The organism is Blastopirellula sediminis, from assembly GCF_020966755.1.
Classification (GTDB): Bacteria; Planctomycetota; Planctomycetia; order Pirellulales; family Pirellulaceae; genus Blastopirellula; species Blastopirellula sediminis.
Map to the genome: position 1 here is coordinate 2,904,734 of NZ_JAJKFT010000010.1, position 24,012 is coordinate 2,928,745.

Genomic DNA, 24,012 nt, shown 5'->3' on the forward strand with positions numbered 1-24,012 from the left:
TGCGGTTAGGTTCAGGCCAGAGACTCCTGGGGGTCTCGCTGCGCAGCCCCTAGCCGTTTCGCGTTTTGCCCTGCGATTAGAGAAACTTATGTCGACGAACTTGCCTACGTCTGAAACTTCCCCTGCGAACCTGGTCGATACGGCCGCCGCCCGACCGTTCGCCGTCGACACGCGGACCAGCATGTTGCCCGACGTCGCCGCGGACGCCGCGCCGCTGGTTGAGGGAAAACTAAACCGCGTCGGCATGTCCGGCATTGAAGTTGCGATTCGTCTACGTGACTCGAGCGGCGAGATGATGCGGATTCCGGCTCGCGTCGACGCCTACGTCAGCCTGGACGATCCCGAGGTCAAAGGGATCCACATGTCGCGACTCTATCTCTCGCTGCAAGACTCACTCGACGCCGAGTTCGGTCGCGCTCAGATCGAAACGATTCTCCAGCGGTTCCTGGCGACCCATAGCGACATCAGCGCGACCAGCTACGTCTGCTTCCGTTACGAACAAATGATCCGCCGCGAGTCGCTGTTGAGCGACCATTCGGCGTGGCGCAGCTATCCGGTCAAGATCGAAGCCTGGTCCAATGGCGGCAAGACGACCTATCGCGTTCATGTGCGTCTGACCTATTCGAGCGCATGCCCTTGCTCGGCCGCACTGGCGCGTCAGCTGCTGCAGCAGCAGTTTGAAGAACAGTTCTATGGCCATCAGTGGCTCGCGACGGCGACGGTGCTCAACTGGCTTGGCTCGAACGAAACGTTGATGGCGGTCCCGCACAGCCAACGCAGCCATGCCGACATTACGATCGAATTGGATGGAGATCGTAGCGATCTGCCGATCGACGAGCTGATCACCAGGACCGAAGCGGCGCTGAACACTGCGGTGCAAGCCGCAGTCAAGCGAACCGATGAACAAGAGTTCGCTCGCTTGAACGGCGAAAACCTGATGTTCTGCGAAGACGCCGCGCGACGTCTGAAGAACGCCGTCGATGCGATGGACGGAATCGTCGACTACCGCATTCAGGCGAGCCACTTCGAGAGTCTCCATCCGCACGACGCTGTGGCGATCGTCACCAAGGGAGTTTCCGGCGGCTTGTCGGCCTAAGGGACTGACTGCCGATTTCTTCCGACTGCGCCTGTTGAAAGCGAGTTGCCGATGACTTCCGAGCCATCCTCTGACATCACGATCCGTTCGGCCCAGGCCGAAGTGGACGATTGGATTCGGACGATCGGCGTGCGCTATTTTTCGGAACTGACGAACCTTGCCCAGTTGATGGAAGAAGTGGGCGAACTGTCGCGAATCATGTCGCGCACCTATGGCGAACAGAGTTTCAAAGAGGGAGATCGTCGCGGCGATCTTTCCGATGAACTCGCCGACGTGTTGTTCGTACTGATCTGCATCGCCAATCAGACCGGCGTCGATTTAACCGCTGCTCTCGAAAAGAACCTGGCCAAGAAGACTGGCCGCGACTCGGAGCGTCACCTCAACAATCCGAAGTTGCGCTAGAATGGCCGTTCGTCGTAAACCCAATCAGCTTCGGCGGATCGTCGGCGCGGCGCTTTTGCTCTTCGTCGCGATCTTGATCGCCTGGCCGGCGATCGAGTTTTTGGTCCGCAGTTCGGCGCCGACGCGACCCAGCGAAGCGATGGACCGCCTGGAACGTCTCTCGACGCTTCGCGACTGGATGATGAACGTCTTTGGCTACGGCTGGTTCTTCGCCGTCGGCGCGGTGATCGGCAGTTATCTGAACGTCGTCGTCTGGCGATTGCCACGCGGCAAGTCGGTGGTCGATAAGCCGTCGGCATGTCCTTTTTGCTGTACGAAGATTCGTGCGCTCGACAACGTGCCGGTCCTCGGTTGGATCAACCTGGAAGGAAAGTGCCGCGCCTGTCGGTTGCCGATTTCGTCGCGTTATCCGCTGGTCGAAGCGGCGATGGGGATGATCTTCGTAGCGCTCTTGATCGCCGAACTGCTCTCCGGCGGAAGCAACTTGCCGGGGGGAGAACTGACGAGCGGGCGAGGTTTCGCCGGGGTCGTCTTCGAGGCCCGGTGGCCGATCATTCGACTTTACGCTTACCACGCGGCGTTCTTTTGCTGGCTGTTGCCGTGGGCGCTGATCGCGTGGGATCGTCAACGAATTCCCAAGTCGACCGTCCTGGTGGCGGCGATCGTCGGAATCGGCGCTCCGCTGATTTGGCCTGGATTGCATCCCATTGCAGCGCTGGCGATCGACGCTTCTCCGCAAGTGACGGAACTAGTAACGATGTTGGTGGGAACCGCCGTCGGACTCATGATAGGTATGGCGGTGCGACAGTTGGAAGCCTGTGAGGAAGACGATTTGTCGCGCGGCTGGGGGATGCCGACGATGCTAGCCTTTATGGGGCTCTTCCTCGGTTGGCAGGCGGTCGTGACGATCGCGGCGGTGATTCTGCCGCTGTACGGCGCCGCAGTCTTCGCGATGTCGGAACGCGGAAAGTTCGTCCGGCGCGGCTTGTTTGAGCTGCTGATGACGGCGGCGACGCTTGTTTATATTTGCTGGTGGGGATTTTGGGCGGGACTGGCCTGGTTGCCGGGTTCCACGTTTTCGCCGGTCGGATTGGCGGTCGTCGCTCCGCTCCTTTTGCTAGGTTTCGCACTGCTAGCCGTCGCCAAACGCCCGCAAGGCGCCGATTGGCGACGATTTCAAAACCATGATCCGGTTTCGCCTCCACGCTGCGAACCGGTAGAATTCATTACGTAGACGTTCAGAGTTCGAGGGAGATCAAGAGATGAGTCTGGTTATCATGCGGCGCATCAAGTTTTGCGCCGGTCACCGTTTGTACAAGCATGGCGGAAAGTGCGAGTTCTTTCATGGCCATAACTACGTCGCCGACTTCTACGTCACCGCGGACGAGGTCGACGCCGTCGGTCGCGTGATCGACTTCGCTGACTTGAAGGCGAAGTTCAAAGGCTGGCTCGACGAACATTGGGATCACGGCTTCATCCTGAGCGAACAGGATGAGAACGGCATCAACGCGATCAAGCAGGTCGTGCCATGCAAGTATTTCATCATGCCGTACAACCCGACCGCCGAGAACATGGCTCGCTACCTGCTCGACTACGTTTGCCCCGAGTTGCTCGACCAGTCGAATGTTCGCCCGGTGAAGGTAGTGATCTGGGAAACGGAAGAAGCGTTCGCCGAAGCCCGCATCAGCGGCGACGTCGACGGTTCGACGACCGTTACGCTCAGCTCGGTCATGGTCGATTAGTTCGGAAGTCTAGCGGAGAGGTCGACGAAGCATGAGTAGCCAGTCGCCCGCCAAGATCGGCGTCGTCACCGTATCGGACCGCGCTAGTCGCGGCGAGTACGAAGATCGGGGCGGTCCGGCGATTCACGCCTATTTGACCGAAACGCTGACCTCTCCGTGGGAGGCGGTCCCCCGCGTGATTCCCGACGATCAGGCGGGCATTGAAGCGACGCTGCGGCAGCTCTGCGACGAGGAGCAGTGCTGCCTGGTGATTACGACCGGCGGGACCGGGCCGGCGCTGCGCGACGTCACGCCGGAAGCGACCGAAGCGGTCTGCGACAAGATGATGCCCGGCTTCGGCGAACTGATGCGGAAGGTGTCGCTTGAGAAGGTGCCGACGGCGATTCTCTCGCGGCAGACGGCCGGGATCCGCGGGAAGTCGCTCCTATTGAACCTGCCCGGTCAGCCGAAGGCGATCGCCGAATGTCTCGATGCGGTCTTTCCGGCGATTCCTTATTGCATCGATCTGCTGGAGGGGCCTTACCTCACCACAGATCCTAGTCGGGTACTGGCATTTCGGCCCGCCAAGAAATCGTGACGTATCGCTGTCGTCACAATCGGCGTCACTAGCTGCGAGCCGCTCCACGAGTGGATGCGGGTAGGCGCATCTTTTCCCCTGTTTTTAGCTACAGCCTACGCTTAGTTAGCGACGTCAGCAGCGTCGCTATCGGTTGAAAGCGATTCGATGTGGACCAGAGCGTCCGCTTGTCGATCGCTCACTGGGGGCAGTAACTGTAGGGGCATGCGCGATGGACTTAGCAAAGCTAGAAAGCAAGATCAATCGTCGCGTTATCGTGATCGACGATAACCCGTCGATTCACGAAGACTTTCGTCGGATTCTCTCAGGCAATAGCAACGTTAGCGGCTCTCCCCGCGATATTCGAGCGCTGCTGTTCGAGGAAGAAACGCTGACGCCCAACGAAATCGACTTCGGTTTCGAGATTGAATCGGCGTTTCAGGGAGAAGAAGGGCTACGGAAGGTCGCCGCCGCAGAACAGGCCGGCCGACCGTTCGCGTTGGCCTTCATCGACATGCGAATGCCGCCGGGTTGGGACGGGCTCGAAACGATCAAGCGAATCTGGCGCGACTATCCTGATATCCAGGTCGTCATCTGCACCGCCTATTCGGATCACACTTGGGAATCGCTGCTGGAAGAGTTGGGGGAAACTGACCAGCTAGTGATCTTGAAGAAGCCGTTTGACGTGATCGAAGCTCGCCAGTTGGCGATCGCACTGACGCGCAAGTGGCAACTGACTCAGCAGGCTCGTTTGCGAATGGACGAGCTGAACCATTTAGTCGAAGAACGCACCGCCGATTTGATGCGGGCTGCGACCGAACTGAAAAGAACCAACCAGCAACTGATTGAAGCGTCGAAAGACGCCGAAGCGGCCAACCGATCCAAGAGCGAATTCCTGGCGAACATGAGCCATGAGATTCGGACGCCGATGACCGCGATCATCGGCTATGCCGAGGAATTGAAAGAAGCAGGCGAGATCGAACGCGCTCCGAAAGAACGGGTTTTCGCGCTCGAGACGATCTTGCGCAACGGGCATCACCTGTTGCAAGTGATTAACGACGTGTTAGATCTCAGCAAGATCGAAGCAGGCAAGCTCGACGTCTACCTTCAGCCCGCGTCCCCGGTGCGGATCGTGTCGGACGTGTTGGCGCTGATGCACTTGCGGGCGTCGCAAAAGGGACTGCGGCTGGAAAACGAATTCTGCGGACCGATGCCGGCTTCGATCACGACCGACGCGACCCGTCTGCGTCAGATTCTGATCAACCTGATCGGCAACGCGATCAAGTACACCGAGGAAGGGACGGTTTCGCTGCGAACCCGGCTGATTAACATCGGCAGCGACGATCCTCATCTCGAGTTTGAGGTGGTCGACTCCGGAATCGGTATGACCGAAGAGGAGATGCAGCGAATCTTTCTGCCGTTCGAGCAAGCCAATACGTCGATGAGCCGCAAGTATGGCGGAACGGGACTGGGGCTGTCGATCAGCATTCGGCTCACGGAACTGCTGGGAGGAATGATGTGGTGCGAAAGCAATCCTGGGCATGGGAGCGCCTTCCGCTTCACGATCGCCACCGGCGACCTGACGAACGTCAAGATTTCGAACTGCGCCGATGACTACAACTGGGTGCCGGTGAACGCCAGCAGCATTCCCTCTGCGGGCGTTTCGATCGAAGGGCGTTTGTTGTTGGTGGAAGACGGGCCTGACAACCAGCGACTGTTGCGGCTGATCCTGGAGAAAGCAGGCGCCGAGGTGACGATTGCGAATGACGGTCGGGACGGCGTCGACCTGGTCCTGACGTCGCGCAGACAAGGAATGCCGTTCGACTTGATCTTGATGGACATGCAAATGCCGATCCTGGACGGCTATCAAGCGACTCGGATGTTGCGCACCGAAGGAGTCCGGACTCCGATTGTCGCGTTGACGGCGCACGCGATGAGCGGCGATCGACAGCGATGTCTCGACGCCGGCGCCGATGAGTACCTGACGAAGCCGGTCAATCGAAGTCTGCTGTTAGAGACGATCGCGGGCTTTTTGCAATTGTCCGCGAAGTTCAAAAAGAAAGCGGCCGAGGCTCAGTATTGAGCCTCGGGCTTTCCTGCTTTGCGTCGACTATTCGAACGGATGGGCGCCAAGCGTCCCTTTGAGAGCGTCGAGGTAGTCGTCGTTCTCGGTCATCGCCAACTGAGCGGCGGCGTACTCGCGGCGAGCCGCCAGATTCAATTCTTTGACCGATTCGGCGTTGCGCGAGTCGGCGGCGAACTTGTCGAGTGCGGCGACGTGACGCTTCCACAGGGCCGTGTCACGCAGTTTCTTCGTCGCGAGCCGCTTTTGATACCAGTCGCTGGCCAACAGATAGTCTTTGGTGAACATCTGCCGGATCTCAGGATCGGAGGCGGTTTTCCCTTCGTACGAGCCTTCGGCCATGATCATCAATAGCGCCTTCAGCGGCGGACAGGCCTCTTCGATCGAACCATCGTCCAGGTGACGCTGAGCGACCCGCTGCTGCGCTTCGACGATATGCTTGATGCCGTCGGCGTACGATTCGGGATCTTGCGTTTCGGGACGCAGGATCGAGTCGTCAAACACCTTCAGCGGGTTGTCGAAGACGCGGCCAAAGAAGGTTCGCACGAATCGGCGGGTGATGCGGAAGCCGAGTCGGCTGGCCGGGATCAATTCGCCGTTGTGGGTAAAGTCGTTGATCTTTTCAAGCATCCCTTCGCCGATCAGGAACTTCGGATCCCGTTCCTCCGGCGTCAAGCGACACCAGATCTCCGGAATCAGCAAGCTGATGTCGTGATCGACGCGAACGTTCGGGCCGATGTAACCGGCCGCCGTCGAATAGCCGGCCAAACCGGTCAGGATGTAGCTGACCAGCGCGTTGTTCAAGTCGGCCGCTGGACGGAGTGCGTTGAACGGACCTTTGGTCAGCGCGCCTTCGCTGCCGGCGCCGGTGGTCGAAGGACTCTTGCCCGTCAACGAGCAGACGAAGTCCATGAACAGTTCCGGCAGCTCCTGGTAGTGAATCGGACCGTAGACCGCCAGGCTGCGAATGCCGGCCGCCGCATCGGGCGGATTGTTGCGGCGACCGCAGAGAACCGCGTTCACCGGAGTCGGCACCGGCTGATGGGCCGGAATCTTACGATAGAGCCGCGTGCCGACTTCGCCGACGTACCGGAAGATCGGATTCGCCATGTCAGGACGGGTTTGCAGGTAGCGCGGGTTCTTGGTCGGCGCCCCGTCGACGATGCGCGGGTTGGCTGAGCAGACGGCGTATTCGCTGGGCGTCTGATCGTCGTCCAGGAACTCGCGGAGGAAGTTTTGCATCGGCGCAGTGAACCGATCGAACTCGGCGATTTGTTCCGCCATCGCCGCAACGTCTTCGCGCGAGAGGGGGGCGAAGTTCGAGATGAAGTTCCCCGGCTGCGACATGTCGAGCTCGGTCTGCTTGTCGAGCCCGCGATGAACGGCATCGTCCGGACGCTGGAATAAGCGGTATTCGCAGTTCGTCAGGAACTTGTAGCTGTCGGCGTTCAGCTGCGGATCAAGATTGAAGATCGCCTTGGCCGGTACGACGACCGACGCGGTGATGTCGTCTTCGGTCTGCACTTTGTCGGCGGCGTAGAAATCTTGACGCAACTTGTAGGTTCGCCACTGCTGCGTTTCGGAAAGACCGACCCGCAGATAGGTGCCGACCAGCGTACGATCGCGATACTTCAGCTCGTGCCCCGGCGTGCCGTTGACGATATCGACGCTGAAGTTTGCGCGCCAGTTGTGGTCCCAGTCGGGTTGCTGGAAACGCTTGATGATGAACAACATCGAATAGATGTGGTTCGGGATCGAAGCGAGCCACTCGTTGTACTTGTCGGTATAGTCGGAAGCGGGAGTCAACAGTTTGATCACGCTGCCGAGCGAACGTTCCGGCGACAAGATCTTGCGGCTGGGACGTTCGGCGTAGTTCGGTTTGATTTGCGAGTCGTCGGCCCAGCGATCGCTGTAATCGTGGTGGAAGATCTCGTCGATCAGGGCCAGGTCTTTGTCGATGTCGGAGACGAAGATCGGGCCATACAGCATATAGTCGGTCGCCGACTTGCTGATTTCGCTCTTGCCGCCGCCGCTGACGGTGCACGGCTTGTGGCAGTTGACCCCTTCGGCCGTCGTGCCGATCAAACGCCAGCTCGGCGCGGCGGGGTGTTTTTCCATTCGAATTTTGTAGCCCGACGGAGCGACGTAGATCTTGCCAGGAAGCAGCGGAATCGAACGTTCTTTCCCTTCGCGGGTCCATTTGATCCGCTGTTCGACCATCGTCGCCCGCGCGTCTTCTGGAATGTAGACGATGTCGGGGTGATTCTTGTCGATGCCGTAACCTTCCGGCTGCATGTCGATCCACTCGCCGTAGTCTCGGGCGACGTCGTCAATCGTGCGGCCGTTGTAGCGCTGGCTGTTGACGCGGAAGTCTTCGCCGAGATTCCAGCTGGTGTAAGCGACCACGCCGCCGGCATGTTCCTCTTCGACGTTGCCGTAGAGGTTAGCGGCGTAGCTGAGCTGCGTTTTGACTTCCTTCTTGCAGTAGCCGTAATAGTTGTCGGCGATGATGGTGACGACGACGCCTCGCTCATCGCGACAAGTCGCTTTGAACGCCTGGCCGTTGTTGTATTTCTCCGACTCGTCCTTGTAGCACATGCCGTCCTGACGTTGACGCGGCGTTGCGTCGTCGAAGTGGGGCAGCCCCAACTCTTTCTTGGTGACGCCGACCAGCTGCGGCGCGAGGATCACGCAGCCGGTATGTCCGGTCCAATGTTCGACATCGAGGGCGGCGTCATTCTTCGGAATGAACGGGTCGCCGGCGTTGCCGAAAATCGATTCGACGAAGTCGAGATTGCTGACCAGCTGGCCGGGGACGTAGAAGCGAACTTCCATCGTCTTCTCGGGCGTATAGCCGGGAACTTCCGGACAGACGATCGGCCGCAGCAACAGCGAGACGAAGGTGTACGCTTTGTCTTCGTGCTGGCTGGTGTAAGGGAGCTCTAAAAACTCTTTGGGCGGATTCATCGCGATCTTGAACATCCGCGCGAAGGTGAGCTTCGGCACCGAGAGCTTGTCGCCGGCGATCGGCAGACCGCCTTCGCAAACGTGGAAGGTACCTTTCGTCGTACGACGATCGCTGCGGGGATTGTTCAAGACGCCATTTTCCAGGCGATACGATTCGACCAGTTCGCTTTCGAACTTGTTCCCGTGCACCGGCAGCGACAATTCGCGGGCGACGCCGTGACGATCGAGAACGAAAGACTCACGCGGCAATTGCAGCGGACCGACGTCGAGGTCGGAGAAGTAGTCGTTTAAGAAGGTCTCGATCCGGCTATCGACCGGAGCCGGCACGTCGCGGAGCATCCGCGCCTTCTCGTGGTAGTTCGCGAGTAGACCTTTGACCAGGTCGGCGAACTCGGTTTCCTTTTCGTGGAGCGGAGGGGGAAGCTCATTCGCAATCATCTGCAAGTTGATGTAGCGAATCAGCCGACTCCGCTCGGCGTTACGTTGCTTTTTGGTCTGTGGTGCGCCGAATCCGAGCTTTTCTTTCAGGTCCATCGTTGTTTTACACGGTGAGGACGAATTTTTAGTACACAGCTGCGCCTGCGATCTTAACCGGTTGGAAGATGGTTCGTCTGCGCTTTCCTTCCCTTGGCGGGGGGTTATGGAAAAACCGCCGTCACAGGAGGCGAACAATGGCAGACTGGTAGGAAAATAGTTACCATTTCGAGAACTGTTTGCTCTTCTTTTCTCAGGATCCCCGCCATGTTGCACCGTCCTGGATCTGGTTCCCGCCTATTCTGCTTTCTCGCCGTAGTCTTCCTTTTGGCCCCTTCCGCAATAGCGCAAGATCGCGAGACCAAGGTCCGCAATGATCGTCGTGACATCCTCGCTGACGGCACCTGGCACTACAACGATTTGCAAGGTGCGATGGATGCGGCGAAGACCTCGGGCAAGCCGATCCTGGTCATCTTCCGCTGCATCCCGTGCGAAGCCTGCGCTCAGCTGGATGAAAAGATCATCGAGCGCGACTCGGCGGTCCGCCGCGCGATGCAGGACTATGAGTGTGCCCGTATCGTACGGATGAACGGCGTCGACCTCGCGAAGTTTCAATTTGACTACGATCAATCTTTCGCTGCGTTTCTGATGAACGCCGACGGCACGATCTATGGCCGCTATGGAACGCGCTCGCATCAAACGGAAGAAGAGGGAGACGTCGCGATCGAAGGGTTCGCGGCGACGCTCGACAAAGGTTTGATTTTGCATGGTCTCTATCCGGCGAACAAAGAACTGCTGGCCGCCAAGACGACCGGCGACGTTCCGCCGGTTCCGTCGGCCGAAAAGTTTCCGCACTTGCGCAAAGGGGACTACGGCGAAGAGCTCGACTACGAAGGGAAGGTCGTCAAGAGCTGCATTCACTGTCACCAAGTTGGCGAGAGTTATCGCGTCAGCTACCGCTTCGACGGGAAGCAGATTCCAGAAAAGATCTTGTTCCCCTATCCGCATCCGAAGGTGCTCGGCTTGATCATGGATCCGAAGACCGCGGCGACGGTCAAAGAAGTGACGCCCGGTTCGCCGGCCGCGGAAGCGGGGATGAAAGCGGGAGACGAAATCCTCGCGCTCAATGGACAGCCGATCATCTCGATGGCCGATATCCAATGGACGCTTCATCATTTGCAAGACGAAAGAGCGATCGCGGTGACGATGCTGCGAGACGGCAATCTCGCGAAGATTGATTTCCCCTTGCCGAAAGATTGGAAGAAGCAGGGAGACATCTCATGGCGAGTGACCAGCTGGGACTTGGCGCGTCAGGTATTCGGCGGCATGCGACTGAAAGATCTGGAGCCGCAGCAGCGGAAGGAACTGGGACTGAAAGAGGACCAGCTAGGCTTGCTCGTCAAGCATGTCGGCAAATATGGCGATCATGCCGTCGCGCAAAAGGCCGGCATCCAACCGGGCGACGTGATCACCTCCATCTCCGGCATTAGAGAGAACCTGAACGAATCGAACCTGCTGGCCCGGCTCGCCAATGAGACGAAGCGCGGGCAGGAGGTGGAAGTGACGCTGCTGCGGGATGGAAAGACGCAGCGCACCAAGATTCGCATGCAGTAGCGGACGCTACTTCACGTCGTAAAACGCTTTGCTGATGCAACCGCTGTCGGCTTGCGATACGGTTGCGGCGAAGTCGGCCAGATAGCCGTGGTTGTACTTCAGCTCAGGCATTTTCCAGTTCGCGGCGCGGGTCGCCAATTCATCGGCAGCGACGTGCAGCGTGATGTCGCCGCCAAGCAGATCGAACGAGATCTCGTCTCCATCTTCAACCAGCGCGATCGGACCGCCAACCGCCGCTTCCGGCGCACAGTGGACGCCGATCGCTCCGTGCGAAACGCCGGAGACGCGGGTATCGGAGAGAAACGCGACTTTGCCGTCCAAGTGCGGAACCGCCAAGGCTGCGGTGGCGACCAGCACTTCCGGCATGCCGGAGGCGACCGGGCCAAGGTATCGCAGTACAATCACGCTGCCGGGCGTGATCTTGTTCGCTTCGACCGCGTCGACGATGTCTTTCGCTTCGTTGAAGCAGATCGCTTTGCCGCGGAACTTCGAGTCGCGCATGCTCGAGACCTTGAAGACGACGCCGCCGGGCGCCAGGTTGCCGAAGCAGATCTGCATGTCGGCGTATTCTTTTAGCGGCTTTTCGATCGGCGCGATCAGGTCCTGGTCCTGGGGAACTTCGCAGGCATCGGCGACGCTTTCGGCCAGCGACATGCCAGAAACCGTCAGGCACGAGCCATCGACGATGCCGGCCGAGATCAGGTACTTCAGCAGCATCGGCGTGCCGCCCAGCTTGTGCAGGTCGTACATCGTTCGCTTGCCGCGCGGCGCGAAGCTGCAGAGGACCGGCGTGTTGCGGACGATTCGCTGGATGTCGCGCAGACCAAAGTCGACGCCCGCTTCTTTCGCCAGCGCGGTCAGATGGAGCACGCCGTTAGTCGAACCGCCGATCGCCGCGATTACGGCCGCGGCGTTTTCAAACGCCTTCTTCGTCAGGATGTCGCGGGGGCGAATGTTGTCGGCCAAGAGACGTTTGACGGCGGCGCCGATGCCACGGCATTCTTCTCGTTTGGCGGGATCGTCGGCTGGAATGGAACTGGAGTAGGGGAGGCCTAGCCCGATCGCTTCCAGCGCGATTCCCCAGGTGTTGAACGAAGCGGCGATGCCGCAGCCGCCGGGACCGGGGCAAGCGGTTCGCAAGATTTGATCCGCTTCGGTCGCGGTCATCGCGCCGACCGACGCTGCGGCTTGGGCGTCATAGACGTCCAGAATCGACGTGTCGCGTCCCAGGTGGCAACCAGGTTTGATGCTGCCGCCGTTGACGATCAGGCCGGGATAGTTGAGTCGGGCCAAGGCCATGGCGAAGCCGGGGCCGTTTTTGTCGCAGTTATGCAGACCGATCAAAAAGTCGTAGCCATGAGCGCTAACGACGCATTCGGCCGCGTTGGCGATCATATTGCGCGACGGCAGACTCGCATTTCCCCCTTCGTGCCCTTGGGTGATGTTGTCGCTGACGGCCGGGGTGCCGAACGGAAAGCCGATCAGGCCAGCCGCTTCGCAGCCGGCTTTCAGCTCTTGCGCCAGTTGGTAGGCGTGGACATTGCAGAGGTTGCCGTCCAACAGTGGTACGCCGATCCCAATTTGCGGCTTGTCAAAGTCGGCGTCGGTCAGTCCCAGGCCGTAATAAAAGGCGGTAACCCCTTTTTGCCATCCACGGGTCAAACGTCGGCTGTTCCAATTCAGGGGCTGAGACATGCGGCGAGCTGCTTTCAATCTTTGGGGGGATGAGGGGGAAGGGGGGAAACCGCTAGTATCGCCGACGGGACGCTGCGGCTCAAGATGGAAGAGGGGCAGGGGATTTGCAGCCCTTTCGAAACGAAAAACCGCGGCTGGCCCAATGGACAGCCGCGGTACGGAGACAACCTCATCCTCTTCTCTGCTTCTCAACGCAAACCGATTGAGTCGGCTATTTCGCCGTCACTTCAATCTTCCGCGGTAGCGCCTTTACGGCCTTCGGAACGGTGACGTTCAGAATGCCATGTTGGTATTCGGCGGTGACGTGGTCTTCGTCAACCGGCGCCGAGAGACGTAGGCTGCGTTCAAACTTGCCGTAGCTCTGCTCGATGCGATGGAACTTCTTCTCGTTCGTTTCTTCCACCTGTTGGCGTTCGCCCGAAATCGTCAGCACGCCTTCTTTAAATTCGACGTGAACGTTCTCCGGCTCCATGCCCGGAATCTCTACGGAGACTTCGTACGCCGTTTCCGATTCGGCGACGTTGAGCGCCGGCAACCACGAGGCGACCGCCGACGGAGCATCGCTGTTGAGCAGCGCGCCGAAGAGGCCATCCATTTCACGACGCAGGTCAGCGAAAGATCGCGGCTGATACCCAGTAAGTGCACGGACCATGACTGTTCCTCCTTCTCTATCTATGAGAACGAAAATCGATCGAAGCCGGCGAACCCTTGTTCGTCGCTTTTTTGCTGTTTCACCGCTGTCTGGTGATGCCCTACCAAAAAGCAACAGGCGTGCCAATTCTCGGCGTTTGTCGCAAGTTCCGTTCTGAACGGCAGTTGCGAAGGTTGTTTTTTTGCGACTGTAATTTTGGCGGTGTCAAATTGGCAAAATGGCAGCTTTGTTAAGAACCGATTTGCAAACCAAGAAGATATGGAGGGAATCGCGACGTCGCGGAAGGAATCAATCGCCAAGGAAAAAAAGACCGGTAGGATGAAGCGAATTCGGTTTCGAACGCTACGTGTCCTTGAATAAGAGCCGACCCTTGCCAGACGCCCGACTGACCGACGACTCGGCCATTTGGATTATCGTGCCGGCCTACAACGAGGCGGCTCGGATCGGTAAGACGCTAGCTCCCCTCTGCCGTGCGTTTCCCAATATTGTGGTGATCGACGACGGTTCGAGCGACGACACGGCTGCGATCGCCGCCAAGTCGCCGGTTTGGCTGCTGCAGCACATGATCAATTCGGGACAAGGCGCCGCTCTGCAGACCGGCATCGATTTCGCCCTGAAGCATGGGGCCGGGATCATCGTCACCTTCGACGCCGACGGCCAGCATGACGCCGGCGACGTGTTGCGGCTGGTCGAGCCGATTCGCCGCGGCGAAGTCGACGTCGTCCTTGGTTCCCGTTTTCTGGGGAAGACGATTGATATGCCCTGGACGCGGCATGTGATGCTCAAAGGCGCCGTCTGGTTTACCCGCTTCTTCTCGCAGATCGCGGTGACCGACACGCACAATGGCTTTCGGGCGTTGTCCCGCCAAGCGGCCCAGACGATTCGGATCACCCAGAATCGGATGGCGCACGCGTCGGAGATTCTCGATCAGATTCGGGAGTACCAACTGCGGTACTGCGAAGCGCCGGTGACGATTCGCTACAACGTCGCCACGCTGGAAAAAGGACAAAGTAACTCGGCCGCCGTGAAGATCGCCGCTCAGTTTCTGCTGGGGAGGCTTGTGCGGTGACGCCGTTTCAGTGGATTGCGATCTCCTTTATTATCTGCGCGGCCGGCTATGAGTTGGTGAACATTCGCCAGCAGCGCGCGGTACGCCTGGTCGTACTGTTTCGGGGCGTCATCTGGTTTGCGGCGGCGCTGGCGATTCTGTTCCCCAATCAGATCGGTCGGTTGGCGACGTTGATCGGAATCGGCCGCGGCGCCGACGTAATCCTCTACTCGTTCGTGCTGATCTTTTTGGCGACTACCTTCTACTTCTATTCGCGTTACTTGCGTTTGCAGCGTCAGATCACTGATGTCGTACGCTACCTGGCGATTCAGGAAGCGACGCGCGGCGCCGAAGAGCCGGCGCTGGAAGAACGCTAAGAACAGTTTGGACGAACAGGGTAACGCCCAGCGATGGATAGTCAGAATTCGTCCTCCGAGTGGTGGAGCGCTCTTGGGTTCGCCCTGCTGCTGACGCTGGTCGTCGCGATCGCCTATAGCAACAGCTATGACGGCGAGTTCGTCTTGGATGACGCCGCGTTTCTCGACCTTGAGCAAGAGCCGAATCTGGCGAACTTGCCGGCGCGACTTTCCGCGGTCGCTGCGGGAAATATCCGCTCGGTCGGCAATCTTGGCTTTACGCTCAACTACTTGTTGATCGGCGATACGCCGACTGCGTTTCATATCGGCAACTTTCTAGTCCATCTGGCGACGGCGCTGGTGTTGTTCGACCTGCTGCGACGACTGTTGACGGCGCCTTACTTTCAAGATCGCTACACGTCCGTGGCGACGCCGCTGGCCTTTTCGATCGCCCTGATCTGGGCCGTTCATCCCCTCGCGACGATGGGGGTGACCTATCTGATTCAAAGGTATGAATCGCAATCGGCCCTCTTCTATCTATTGACGCTCTACTGCGTGACCCGCTGCTGCCTGGCCGATGATTGGCGGTGGGGCATCGCTTCGATCGCAACGTGCTTTCTGGCGATGGGAACGAAAGAATCGGCCATTTCCGCGCCGTTGATCGCGATCGCGCTTGATCGTGCGGTCTTCGCCGCCAGTTGGCGCGAACTGTTTCGCAAGCGTGGCTGGGCGTATGCCGGGATGCTGGTCGTCACCTCCTACGTCGCTGTGAATCTGCTGCCGGCATTTCAAGTAGGGACGTCGCACAACGTCGCCGTTGCAGGCAACGACCCGGTGACCCGCTGGGAATACCTTTGCACCGAGTCGCAAGTCATCACGCACTATCTGCGACTTGCGATCTTTCCGTATCCGCTTTGCTTCGACTACGAGTGGCCCATCGCACGTAACTTCAGCGACTACGCGGCGAGCGGCATTTTTGTCGTCATGTTATTGGGAGCGACCTTCTATTCGCTGTGGCGCTGGCCGCCGATCGGCGTCGTCGGGCTGACCTTCTTTTTCATCCTCGCCCCTTCCAGCAGTTTCGTACCGATCGCCGATCCGGCGTTCGAGTATCGGATGTACTTGCCGCTGGCCTGCGTTGTGCTGTTGGCGGTCATCGGCGGGTACGAGCTGTGGCGTCGGTATGCGTCGGACGAAAGCGTGGTGGTACGTTACCTGCCGATCGCTGCGGTTTCGCTCGTGACGATCCTGTTCGTTGGCATGACGCTCCAGCGCAATCGGATCTACCGTTCGGCGGAAACGGTCTGGCGGAGCGTTGTTGAGCTTCGCCCTGGTCATATTCGCGCCAATCACAACTTGGCGATGATCCTGAAAGGGGAAGGACGGGTTGGCGAAGCGCTGGCCGTCTTGGAAAACTCACGCCGGCAAACGGCCGACAACTCGGGAAGTGCGGCGGCGCTCGATATCGAACTCGCGGAGATCGCCGTCTGGGAAGGAAACGTCGCCATCTCCGAGCGTTACTTTCGCCAGGCGATCGAAGAGCTCGAGAAACTGGACGAGAACAGCAGCGAGACGCTCCGTCTCAATGCAGAAGCCCACATCGGCCTGGGCGCTTTGAAGCAGCAGCTTGGCGATCATACGACCGCGTCTGAAATGCTGATCGCCGCCACCGAACTGCGACCGGGACTCTATCCCGAGGCGTACGGCATGGCGGGCGTTTCGCTGCGTGAACTGGGAAAGCTCGACGAAGCGAAGCGACAGTTGCAGCAAGCCGCACAGCTAACTAGCCCCGATCAGCCATGGCGACGCGAGCTGGCGATCGTCCAATTTCAGCAAGGGGAGCTGAAAGCGGCGGCCGACGCATTTGAGGATTGGCGCGAAATCCACCCTGAAGACCTGGAAATTACCCTGCGTTTGGCTTGGCTGCGAGCGGCGGCCGAGCCGGATGACGTGCGCGATCCAGCCGCCGCAAAACAATTGGCCGAGTCGCTGATCGCTCAGTTAGGACCGCAACAGCAATTGCTCGATCTGGCGGCGACGGTTTTAGCCGCAGAAGGAAATTACGCCGAGGCGACGCGTCTCTGCAAAAGCGCGATCGCCCAGCAGCGCGATGGCGGTCCCGATCTGGCGCCGATCGAAGCGCGACTGCAATTGTTTGAACGGAAGCGTCCCTTTCGTTCGGCGGAGCCGAGTGAACTTTTCTAACGCGAGCCATTCCACGCTTCTGGGGAGAAAGGTTCGTAAACTTCGCTCAACCCAATGCGCTTCTCTGATCGGCGACGCAAAGCTTAATGACTAGTTAAACTGTTTCGCCCTAATCGCGCAAGATTTCGTAAAAGGCGCGAGAAGCGGTCGACTCATCGATCAACCTCGACTAATATCGGCACGTCGAGCGAGTAATGCGAATTAATCGCTGCATTCGCTCTCCCGATCTTTTTTCCTCCCCCTTGTCTTTGATCGGAGTTGGCGTCTATGTCCCTGGACCAACTTGCGTCGCTGTTGCGGCGCATTTCGGGCCGTGCTGCGCAATCGAAGCGCCGTCGGGCCGAAAGCTTACTTCCCCAAGTTGATTTTCTCGAGCGTCGCGAAGTGATGGACGCCTCTGGCGCGTTTCCCGCTCCGCTGGCCGATCCTGATAATCCGTTCGCCGTTGACGATAGCGCAGGCCTTCAGTCGTTTGGCGCCGCCGGCGATGCGGTCGCCGTGCTCGAAAACGGCGATTACGTCGCCGTCTGGATCGACAGCAGCGTATCGGGCGAATACTCGATTTACATGCAGCGCTACTCCGGTACGCAAGCCGGCGATCCGTTGGATCCGCTTCGGACCGATACCGGAACCCCGGAAGGGCCGCTCGTCTTGCTGAAGACGACGACCAGCGAAATTGACTCGGTGCAAATTACCAGCAATTCTTCCGGTCAAATGGTCGTTGGCTGGCGAGAGATTGACGGGTCGCAATTGCCGTTTCGAATGCAACGCATCGACGCCGATGGAACGCTGGTCGGCGGCGAAGTAGTCGTCGGACTGCAGGCGGCGAACGAGCCGACCTTCGCTCTAAGCGACGCGGGGCAGATCGTCGCCGTTTGGAGCCAGGTCAATACGCTCTCTGGCGTGGCGTTTGACGACTTCTACTTCGATGAATTGACGACCACCGGCGCATCGTTCAGCGTCCAGACGTTGCCGCTGGCGGCCAGCGGACAGGAAGTCGCGATTGACGATAACGGACGATTCATTGTCGTCTGGGCGGCGACCAACCAGACGAACGCTGGTTCACAGGTTTGGTATCGCCGCTTCGACATCACTTCCGGCGGCGTCGTCGCGGTCGAATTGGAGGAGGTGTCGATCACCAACCAAACCAGTCTGTCGACCGCTCGCTATGCGACGCCCGACGTTTCGGTCAATGACGCCGGCGAGCTTGCGATCGCTTACACGCGACGCATTACGTCGAAGTCGAATTTCACGACCTACGACAACAACGAAGAGATCGTCCTGCAAGTCTTCTCAGGCTTCGGTGATGCGAACTTGACGTTAGCCTCCGGCAGTTCGGCTCTTCCGAACGCGTTTCCAAGCTTCGGCAACGAGATCATGGTGACCGGTACCGACGTCACCGGCTCGATAGGACGGCAACGCTTCGCCCGCATTGATATGGACAACGGCGGCAACATTGCGATCGGCTATCAAGAGTCGCTTTATACTGGCGCTCCGGTCAGCTTCTACGTCGTGCAGTACGGTAAGGATCTCCTCAACGGCGTTCCGGTTGGCTACGTCAAGGCGGCGACGGACGTCGTCGGCACGTCGGACGACTACGAAAACGGCGCTGCGCTCGACTTCAGCCTGGGAATGAATGATCGCGGCGACATCGTCACGCTCTTCACCGGCGGCGTGAGCGCGACCGAAGTCGACGTCTTTGCGCGACGGTTGGGCTTCCAGCTGCCGCAAGATCCCGATACGCCGACTGAAGATCCGCCGACCGTCATCTTCACTCCGGGCGAAGTGCTCGGTTATGGCGGCAGCGAGCAGGACAAAACGCCCGATGGTCTGGCGATCTCGGAAGATGGCAAGACGTTGACGTTGACCGGCAATACCTGGAAGCAGGTCCTCGGGACGTTTGTGATTACTGAGTTCACGGTCCTCGAGTTCGACTTCAACTTGATCAGCGAAGGGGAAATCCACGCGATCGGCTTTGACGTCGACGACGACTTCGCCCCCGACACGATGTTCCGTATCGCCGGCACCCAGAACTGGGGAATCGACGCGACATCGCTGGTCGTTCCGGGAACCACGACGGTGCGAATTCCGGTCGGTCAGTTCTATACGAGTACGGCCGAGAATCCGTTTACCCGCATCGTGCTGGTCAATGATGACGACGCCAATTCGGCGGCGGAGTCTTCCTTCTCGAATATTCGACTCTTCGAGGAGATTCCGACCACGTCGATCGACTTGGGGGGAACCGGCATGACGGGGATCGTTTCGACCTACGGCGGCAGCCAGGACCACGCGATTAACTCGGTGACGATCGATAACGAAGCCAACTCGATCACGATCCAAGGGAATTCGTGGAAGAAGATCGATCTTCCGGAAGATATCGTGATCAAGGCCAATACGATTCTGCAGTTCGAGTTCGACGCCGAAACGTTGGGCGAAATTCACGCGATCGGCTTCGCCAACGATCCGGAGAACATTTCGCCTAGCCAAACGTTCCGCGTCGCCGGGTCGCAGAACTGGGGGATCAACGCGAGCAACGTCGATCAATTGCTGGTCGATCATGACGATGATCCGCTGACTCCGGACGTCTTCCAGATTCCGGTCGGTCAGTATTTCACCGGTTCGTTCGACTTCCTGACGATCGTTAATGACGACGACGTGTCGGACGCGGTCAAAGCGACCTTCAGTAACATCAAGATCTTCGACGTGACCTACACGCCGACGATTACGATCGACGGCTTGCCTGACGAGGTCGCATTGATGAGCTTCGGCGGCGATCAGGACAAGGCGCCCAGCGTCGTCAGCATCGACGGCGACACGATTCGGATCGAAGGAAACGGCTGGAAGGCGCTCGCCCTGAACGGCGGTTTGACGATTACGTCCACCACCGTCCTGTCGTTTACCTTCGAGAGCGATTCGATCGGCGAAATCCATGGAATTGGATTTGCGACCAACGCGACCTTGGGGACGGCCGACGCGAAACGCAGCTTCCGGATGGCCGGTTCGCAAAACTGGGGGATCAACGCGACCACCGATATCTCGCCGTACATCACGATCGTCGGCAATGCCTGGACGATCGAAGTCGGCAAGTTCTTTACCGGTACGTTTGATTACCTGACGTTAATCTGTGACGACGACGCCGACGGTTACGCCGTCAGTCAGTTCTCCAATATCACGATTTCCAACAGCTAAGGGGGTTGGAAAACGGCTGATTTTTTCGGCGGGCGGCTCGTTCTGTGAGCCGTCCGCTTTTTTTATGCGCCGCCGTCTGGCAAAATCGATCCGAGCCAGATTTGCTGCGCGGCTGCTGCTCCTGACCGACTTGTTTTTGGATTTCGTCACGCGAAGGATTTCTTGATGCCCGATCAACACCAGCAAACGAACCAATCGTTCTATGACCGCATCAGCGGCGCCTACGACTTTATCGCCGACTCCAACGAGCACAAAGCTCGCGAGATGGGGCAGAATAATCTCGGCTTGCAGCCAGGCGCCCGAGTCTTGGAAATCGGGTTCGGCACCGGCAACTCGCTGATCGATCTGGCCAAGCTGGTCGGTCCAACCGGCAAAGTGATCGGCGTCGATATTTCGCCCGGCATGAAAAAAGTGGCGGAAGAAAAGATCTCCAAGACCGACGTCGCCGATCAGATCGAACTGCACATCGGCGACGCGCGAAACCTTGACTTCCCGCCGGGCAGCTTTGACGCCGCCTTCATGAGCTTCACGCTGGAACTGTTTGACGCGGCGGACATTCCGCTGGTGCTGGGCGAAATGTTGAAGGCGCTGAAGCCCGGCGGCAAGATCGGCGTCGTCTCGATGGCGACGGTCAAAACCGGCGACAAAGCGAGCGTGCTCGAAAAGACCTACATCTGGATGCACCAGCACTTCCCGCACATTGTCGATTGCCAGCCGATCGACGTGGTGACCCTCGTCGCCGACGCCGGCTTCCAGATCGAAAAAGAAATCGATATGGAAATCTGGTCGATGCCGGTCCGAGCCGCAATCGGCGTCAAACCCGCGTAGTTCAGTTCACTAGCCCGCAGCGCAAGCGAGGGAATACGCCCGGATATAAGTGGCAAACCCATTCCCTCGCTTGCGCTGCGGGCTAGTGTCGATAAAAAACGGCGGCAAACGTTGTTGCCGCCGCTTCGCCTCTTGGATTCTAGGCACGCGTCATCTACGTCGAAATCGCTGCGTGCTCTTCCCAGGTGATCCGTTCGTGATCTTCTGCGATTCGCTTGGTGAAGAGCGAGCGAACCATCCCTTTCATGCCGCGGGAATGATGTTTCCAATATTCGGCTTCATGGACGTCGACCCGAATTAGCGCCAAGTTCGGCGTCTCAAATCCGTCCGGGAACCAATCGTTGAGGTGATCATTCCAGAGGGCTTCAATCTTTTTGCGGTCTTTCACGATCTCGGCGCTGCCCGATAACGAAACGAAGTCGTCGTGCGTCGGCGAACCGTAACAGACGTTGACCTGTGGGTGGGCGGCGATTTCGCCAACCTTGGGATCGTCAGCGCAGGTGACGAACCAAATGTCGCCGTCGAACTTGTGGCCCGCGGTGCACATCGGGCGGCTACGCAGTTGCCCCTCGCTGTCGGTCGTGACCAACATCGCGTGCCGGATGTTGTCGATCAGGCCTCGCAGCGTATCAATCACCTGTTGTCTTTCTGGTTTGTTGGTCATGGCGAACTCCTTGTAATACGAACGGGTGGGAGTGCGGATCGCTTCAAATAACTCTGCGGGCGTATGCCGCTTGAAGCGTTGGGCGTCTACAGATACTCGCCGCAATACGCGTGCCGATGACCGTATTTACGAATGCATCGAGAGAAAAGGAAACCTTGCGCGCAAGCCGCCCTTAAGTGCTGGCGTCGAACCGTTCGGGCTGAACGCCGCGCGACCAGAGAAGGGGAGCGAATCGTTACAATGAAAGGCGAATTTCGCTCCACCGATTCATGAGTCTTAAGAATGCAAATCGCAGACCTCTTTGCCAACGTGCCGGCCGATCTCCCTGCCGAGTTGTTCGAGACGCTTTTAGAAACTGAGTCGCTGCGCATCGAACGAATCGTTTCGCACGCACATGCTTCGGAACCTGATTTCTGGTACGACCAGGACGAGCATGAATGGGTCTTGCTGCTGCAAGGCGCCGCGCGGTTGGAATTGGAAGGAGAAAGCGAACCGATCGAACTTCGCGCAGGTCAGGCGATCTTGCTTCCAGCGCATCAGCGACATCGCGTCGCCTGGACGACGGCGGAGGAATCGACCATCTGGCTGGCGGTTTTTTATCGTTAGTACATCGCTAGTTGGCCAGCTGCGTTGCGGCCGACTCCGAGCGTACGAGCAGCCGCTGCTCGCCTTCTAAACGAGGAATCTCCAATTCGTCTTGCCGCGGCGGTTTGCTGAGCATCCCGGCGAGGTCGAAGGTCGTTTCGACCGTGCAATGAGGCGTGCCGTAGAAATAGTGGGCGCCGTTGAAGGAGATGATCGGCAACTCGATGCAACCGCGATGGGATTCCGAAGGTCGAGAGGCGTCGCGATTGTGATGCGCGATGCGGACCCAATAAAGCGGCTGCGGCGAAATTGCGGCGTCTTGAAACTCTTCCGGCCGCTCGATCGTTTCGATCGACGTCTGCCCGCTGGAGGCGGAAGTTCTGACCAGCGCCCAAGTAATCGCTTGTCGCGTCAGGCGTCGCGACGGCTCGCCCCCTTCATACGGATCGGCAAGGTCGGGGCGGACGTCTTCCACCCAAACGATCAGCCGATTGATCTCTGTGTTGTCGTCAGAGGCTTGCGCCGCACGATAAGCGGCGACCAACTCTGCGGAGGATTGCGGGCCGCTGGAGTTGCATCCCCCGATCACGGCCGGAAGTGTCAGCAATAACGCACAGGTGAGCAGTTTCCGCATCCAGGAGATCCTTCCCAGGGGCTTGGGTTTAAAGATCCCCTATTGGACTGCCATTGGATGAATTTTTGCGGAGCGATGCATGAGGAACCGACGAGCGAAGCTTCGCTTTCTAACGAGTTTCCCCTTAGGTGGCGAAATCATTGGGCCAATTTGCAGGACTGTCCCCGTGAACGCCGAAGTTTCATTTGCTCACCGCCAACGCGACGAACTTTACGTTCGAATTGAAGAAGTAACAGAAAGCCCTGTTAGTAGCATCCCCATGCAAAGGCGTCACCGATCATCGGCGGCGCTTTTTTTGTAGTTTTATGCGTCAAAGCAGGAAAAGTAGCCGAGGCGGGGCTCGAACCCGCACGGAGTGTTACCTCCACAGGATTTTAAATCCTGTGCGTCTGCCAATTTCGCCACTCGGCCGTGGTTTGGGGATTGGGCCCCGATTGTTTTGGGTTCCGACGGCGGCTTGATTGCGGGCCGCATTCCCTGGCTGGCTTGCGGGCCAGTGTCGGAGGGTGTCGCTATTCTGGCGACCGGGGGCAATCGTCACAAGTATAGGCTGCCATGCGACTTTCCTTTCGCGATTCCTGGGCAACCGCCGACTGATTCGATCGTGGCGGACCCCTCGGTCTGCCGATAAAGGAATAGCAAACTGGCGGTTACGAGGCCGCAAAATCTCGCTAAACTATCCGCTTTCGCAGGCATTCGCTACTGGGGGCGACGGGGATGCTCACGCTGATCGCGCAAAACTATGGATTTCTGCCGACCCGTGGTTCGGTGATGCTCGACTTCGTCTTTCTGGCGATGTTCGCCGTCATTGTGATCATGGGAATCAGCATTGCGCTGGTTCGTTTTCGGCGGATGTACAACCTCCACAAGTGGTTGCAAATCACGCTTGGCGTGGTGTTGCTGTTGGCGGTGGTCGCATTCGAGGTCGATATGCGGTTCTTCACCAACTGGCGCGAGTTGGCGGAGCCTTCTCCTTATTACGCGTCAGGGACGGTCGACTGGAGTCTCTACATCCACCTGGCGTTTGCGATTCCGACGCCGCTGCTCTGGATCTACGTGATCGTGATGGCGGTTCGCAAGTTCCCAGCGCCAGTGATGCCGAATAGCTATAGCAACTCGCACAAGTTCTGGGCGCGGATCGCGGCGATCGGCATGACGATGACCGCGGTGACTGGGTGGATCTTTTACTACTTGGGCTTTGTGGCGTCGTAGCAAAGCAGGC

At 58.7% G+C, this 24,012-nt stretch carries 19 protein-coding genes and 1 tRNA gene; 14 read left to right on the top strand and 6 right to left on the bottom strand.

Annotated elements, in window-relative coordinates; translation table 11 throughout:
• The first annotated feature begins 88 nt into the window (after positions 1 to 88).
• The 6 genes from folE2 (at position 89) to LOC68_RS23525 (ending at position 5,879) form a co-directional block, all read left to right on the top strand.
• The gene (folE2, locus tag LOC68_RS23500; protein ID WP_230223278.1) at positions 89 to 1,096 is read left to right on the top strand and encodes a GTP cyclohydrolase FolE2; all 1,008 of its coding nucleotides are present in this window, start codon (positions 89 to 91) and stop codon (positions 1,094 to 1,096) included.
• Positions 1,097 to 1,147: 51 nt separating this feature from the next.
• A complete protein-coding gene (locus tag LOC68_RS23505) occupies positions 1,148 to 1,498 on the top strand; it encodes a nucleotide pyrophosphohydrolase (protein WP_230223280.1) in 351 nt (116 codons plus the stop codon).
• 1 nt (position 1,499) lies between these two features.
• Entirely contained in the window at positions 1,500 to 2,732 is a 1,233-nt protein-coding gene (locus tag LOC68_RS23510; RefSeq protein WP_230223282.1) for a prepilin peptidase, read from the top strand.
• Positions 2,733 to 2,760: 28 nt separating this feature from the next.
• Positions 2,761 to 3,240 carry a 6-pyruvoyl trahydropterin synthase family protein gene (locus LOC68_RS23515; protein ID WP_230223283.1) on the top strand — a complete coding sequence of 160 codons (480 nt, stop codon included), beginning with the start codon at positions 2,761 to 2,763 and terminating at the stop codon, positions 3,238 to 3,240.
• A gap of 31 nt (positions 3,241 to 3,271) precedes the next feature.
• Positions 3,272 to 3,817, top strand: a complete 546-nt coding sequence (gene mog / locus LOC68_RS23520; protein ID WP_230223285.1) for a molybdopterin adenylyltransferase — start codon at positions 3,272 to 3,274, stop codon at positions 3,815 to 3,817.
• A 211-nt stretch (positions 3,818 to 4,028) separates the two neighbouring features.
• Positions 4,029 to 5,879 (top strand): response regulator, encoded by a 1,851-nt coding sequence (locus LOC68_RS23525; protein WP_230223287.1) that lies wholly within the window; start codon positions 4,029 to 4,031, stop codon positions 5,877 to 5,879.
• A 27-nt stretch (positions 5,880 to 5,906) separates the two neighbouring features.
• Here the strand turns inward: LOC68_RS23525 and LOC68_RS23530 are convergent, their stop codons facing one another.
• Entirely contained in the window at positions 5,907 to 9,380 is a 3,474-nt protein-coding gene (locus LOC68_RS23530; RefSeq protein WP_230223289.1) for a hypothetical protein, read from the bottom strand.
• A 207-nt stretch (positions 9,381 to 9,587) separates the two neighbouring features.
• Here LOC68_RS23530 and LOC68_RS23535 point away from each other — a divergent pair, with 207 nt between their 5' ends.
• Positions 9,588 to 10,934, top strand: a complete 1,347-nt coding sequence (locus LOC68_RS23535) for a Trx7/PDZ domain-containing (seleno)protein (RefSeq protein ID WP_230223291.1) — start codon at positions 9,588 to 9,590, stop codon at positions 10,932 to 10,934.
• A 6-nt stretch (positions 10,935 to 10,940) separates the two neighbouring features.
• Here the strand turns inward: LOC68_RS23535 and ilvD are convergent, their stop codons facing one another.
• A complete protein-coding gene (gene ilvD, locus LOC68_RS23540) occupies positions 10,941 to 12,629 on the bottom strand; it encodes a dihydroxy-acid dehydratase (protein WP_230223293.1) in 1,689 nt (562 codons plus the stop codon).
• A 211-nt stretch (positions 12,630 to 12,840) separates the two neighbouring features.
• Positions 12,841 to 13,281 (bottom strand): Hsp20/alpha crystallin family protein, encoded by a 441-nt coding sequence (locus LOC68_RS23545; protein WP_230223295.1) that lies wholly within the window; start codon positions 13,279 to 13,281, stop codon positions 12,841 to 12,843.
• Between the two features lie 370 nt (positions 13,282 to 13,651).
• Here LOC68_RS23545 and LOC68_RS23550 point away from each other — a divergent pair, with 370 nt between their 5' ends.
• The 5 genes from LOC68_RS23550 to LOC68_RS23570 all read left to right on the top strand — a co-directional run bounded on the left by LOC68_RS23550 (position 13,652) and on the right by LOC68_RS23570 (position 20,907).
• Complete coding sequence (locus LOC68_RS23550) at positions 13,652 to 14,350, top strand: glycosyltransferase family 2 protein (RefSeq protein ID WP_230223297.1); 699 nt, start codon at positions 13,652 to 13,654, stop codon at positions 14,348 to 14,350.
• Positions 14,347 to 14,706, top strand: a complete 360-nt coding sequence (locus LOC68_RS23555) for a DUF2304 domain-containing protein (protein WP_230223300.1) — start codon at positions 14,347 to 14,349, stop codon at positions 14,704 to 14,706. The genes LOC68_RS23550 and LOC68_RS23555 overlap by 4 nt, the downstream gene beginning before the upstream one ends.
• 33 nt (positions 14,707 to 14,739) lie before the next feature.
• On the top strand, positions 14,740 to 16,890 hold the full coding sequence (locus tag LOC68_RS23560; protein ID WP_230223302.1) for a tetratricopeptide repeat protein: 2,151 nt from the start codon (positions 14,740 to 14,742) through the stop codon (positions 16,888 to 16,890).
• A 267-nt stretch (positions 16,891 to 17,157) separates the two neighbouring features.
• On the top strand, positions 17,158 to 20,079 hold the full coding sequence (locus LOC68_RS23565) for a hypothetical protein (RefSeq protein WP_230223304.1): 2,922 nt from the start codon (positions 17,158 to 17,160) through the stop codon (positions 20,077 to 20,079).
• Positions 20,080 to 20,244: 165 nt separating this feature from the next.
• The gene (locus LOC68_RS23570) at positions 20,245 to 20,907 is read left to right on the top strand and encodes a class I SAM-dependent methyltransferase (RefSeq protein ID WP_230223306.1); all 663 of its coding nucleotides are present in this window, start codon (positions 20,245 to 20,247) and stop codon (positions 20,905 to 20,907) included.
• Between the two features lie 154 nt (positions 20,908 to 21,061).
• Here LOC68_RS23570 and LOC68_RS23575 read toward each other — a convergent pair whose 3' ends face one another.
• Positions 21,062 to 21,571 (bottom strand): pyridoxamine 5'-phosphate oxidase family protein, encoded by a 510-nt coding sequence (locus LOC68_RS23575; protein ID WP_230223308.1) that lies wholly within the window; start codon positions 21,569 to 21,571, stop codon positions 21,062 to 21,064.
• A 282-nt stretch (positions 21,572 to 21,853) separates the two neighbouring features.
• On the opposite strand from LOC68_RS23575, the gene LOC68_RS23580 reads away from it, so the two are divergent.
• A complete protein-coding gene (locus LOC68_RS23580; RefSeq protein WP_230223310.1) occupies positions 21,854 to 22,177 on the top strand; it encodes a cupin domain-containing protein in 324 nt (107 codons plus the stop codon).
• A gap of 7 nt (positions 22,178 to 22,184) precedes the next feature.
• Here the strand turns inward: LOC68_RS23580 and LOC68_RS23585 are convergent, their stop codons facing one another.
• Both LOC68_RS23585 and LOC68_RS23590 read right to left on the bottom strand, forming a co-directional pair.
• A complete protein-coding gene (locus LOC68_RS23585) occupies positions 22,185 to 22,790 on the bottom strand; it encodes a hypothetical protein (protein WP_230223312.1) in 606 nt (201 codons plus the stop codon).
• A gap of 325 nt (positions 22,791 to 23,115) precedes the next feature.
• A tRNA-Leu gene (locus LOC68_RS23590) sits at positions 23,116 to 23,201 on the bottom strand.
• A gap of 306 nt (positions 23,202 to 23,507) precedes the next feature.
• Between LOC68_RS23590 and LOC68_RS23595 the strand changes: the two genes are divergently transcribed.
• Entirely contained in the window at positions 23,508 to 24,002 is a 495-nt protein-coding gene (locus LOC68_RS23595) for a DUF420 domain-containing protein (RefSeq protein ID WP_230223314.1), read from the top strand.
• Positions 24,003 to 24,012 lie beyond the last annotated feature (10 nt).

Bases quoted from the DNA above. Each gene is read 5' to 3' on its own strand.
- LOC68_RS23505 (WP_230223280.1), top strand. From the start codon at position 1,148: ATGACTTCCGAGCCATCCTCTGACATCACGATCCGTTCGGCCCAGGCC.
- LOC68_RS23580 (WP_230223310.1), top strand. From the start codon at position 21,854: ATGCAAATCGCAGACCTCTTTGCCAACGTGCCGGCCGATCTCCCTGCC.
- LOC68_RS23515 (WP_230223283.1), top strand. From the start codon at position 2,761: ATGAGTCTGGTTATCATGCGGCGCATCAAGTTTTGCGCCGGTCACCGT.
- LOC68_RS23525 (WP_230223287.1), top strand. From the start codon at position 4,029: ATGGACTTAGCAAAGCTAGAAAGCAAGATCAATCGTCGCGTTATCGTG.
- folE2 (WP_230223278.1), top strand. From the start codon at position 89: ATGTCGACGAACTTGCCTACGTCTGAAACTTCCCCTGCGAACCTGGTC.
- LOC68_RS23535 (WP_230223291.1), top strand. From the start codon at position 9,588: ATGTTGCACCGTCCTGGATCTGGTTCCCGCCTATTCTGCTTTCTCGCC.
- LOC68_RS23510 (WP_230223282.1), top strand. From the start codon at position 1,500: ATGGCCGTTCGTCGTAAACCCAATCAGCTTCGGCGGATCGTCGGCGCG.
- LOC68_RS23595 (WP_230223314.1), top strand. From the start codon at position 23,508: ATGCTCACGCTGATCGCGCAAAACTATGGATTTCTGCCGACCCGTGGT.
- LOC68_RS23575 (WP_230223308.1), bottom strand. From the start codon at position 21,571: ATGACCAACAAACCAGAAAGACAACAGGTGATTGATACGCTGCGAGGC.
- LOC68_RS23545 (WP_230223295.1), bottom strand. From the start codon at position 13,281: ATGGTCCGTGCACTTACTGGGTATCAGCCGCGATCTTTCGCTGACCTG.
- LOC68_RS23585 (WP_230223312.1), bottom strand. From the start codon at position 22,790: ATGCGGAAACTGCTCACCTGTGCGTTATTGCTGACACTTCCGGCCGTG.
- ilvD (WP_230223293.1), bottom strand. From the start codon at position 12,629: ATGTCTCAGCCCCTGAATTGGAACAGCCGACGTTTGACCCGTGGATGG.
- mog (WP_230223285.1), top strand. From the start codon at position 3,272: ATGAGTAGCCAGTCGCCCGCCAAGATCGGCGTCGTCACCGTATCGGAC.
- LOC68_RS23560 (WP_230223302.1), top strand. From the start codon at position 14,740: ATGGATAGTCAGAATTCGTCCTCCGAGTGGTGGAGCGCTCTTGGGTTC.
- LOC68_RS23565 (WP_230223304.1), top strand. From the start codon at position 17,158: ATGTCCCTGGACCAACTTGCGTCGCTGTTGCGGCGCATTTCGGGCCGT.
- LOC68_RS23530 (WP_230223289.1), bottom strand. From the start codon at position 9,380: ATGGACCTGAAAGAAAAGCTCGGATTCGGCGCACCACAGACCAAAAAG.
- LOC68_RS23570 (WP_230223306.1), top strand. From the start codon at position 20,245: ATGCCCGATCAACACCAGCAAACGAACCAATCGTTCTATGACCGCATC.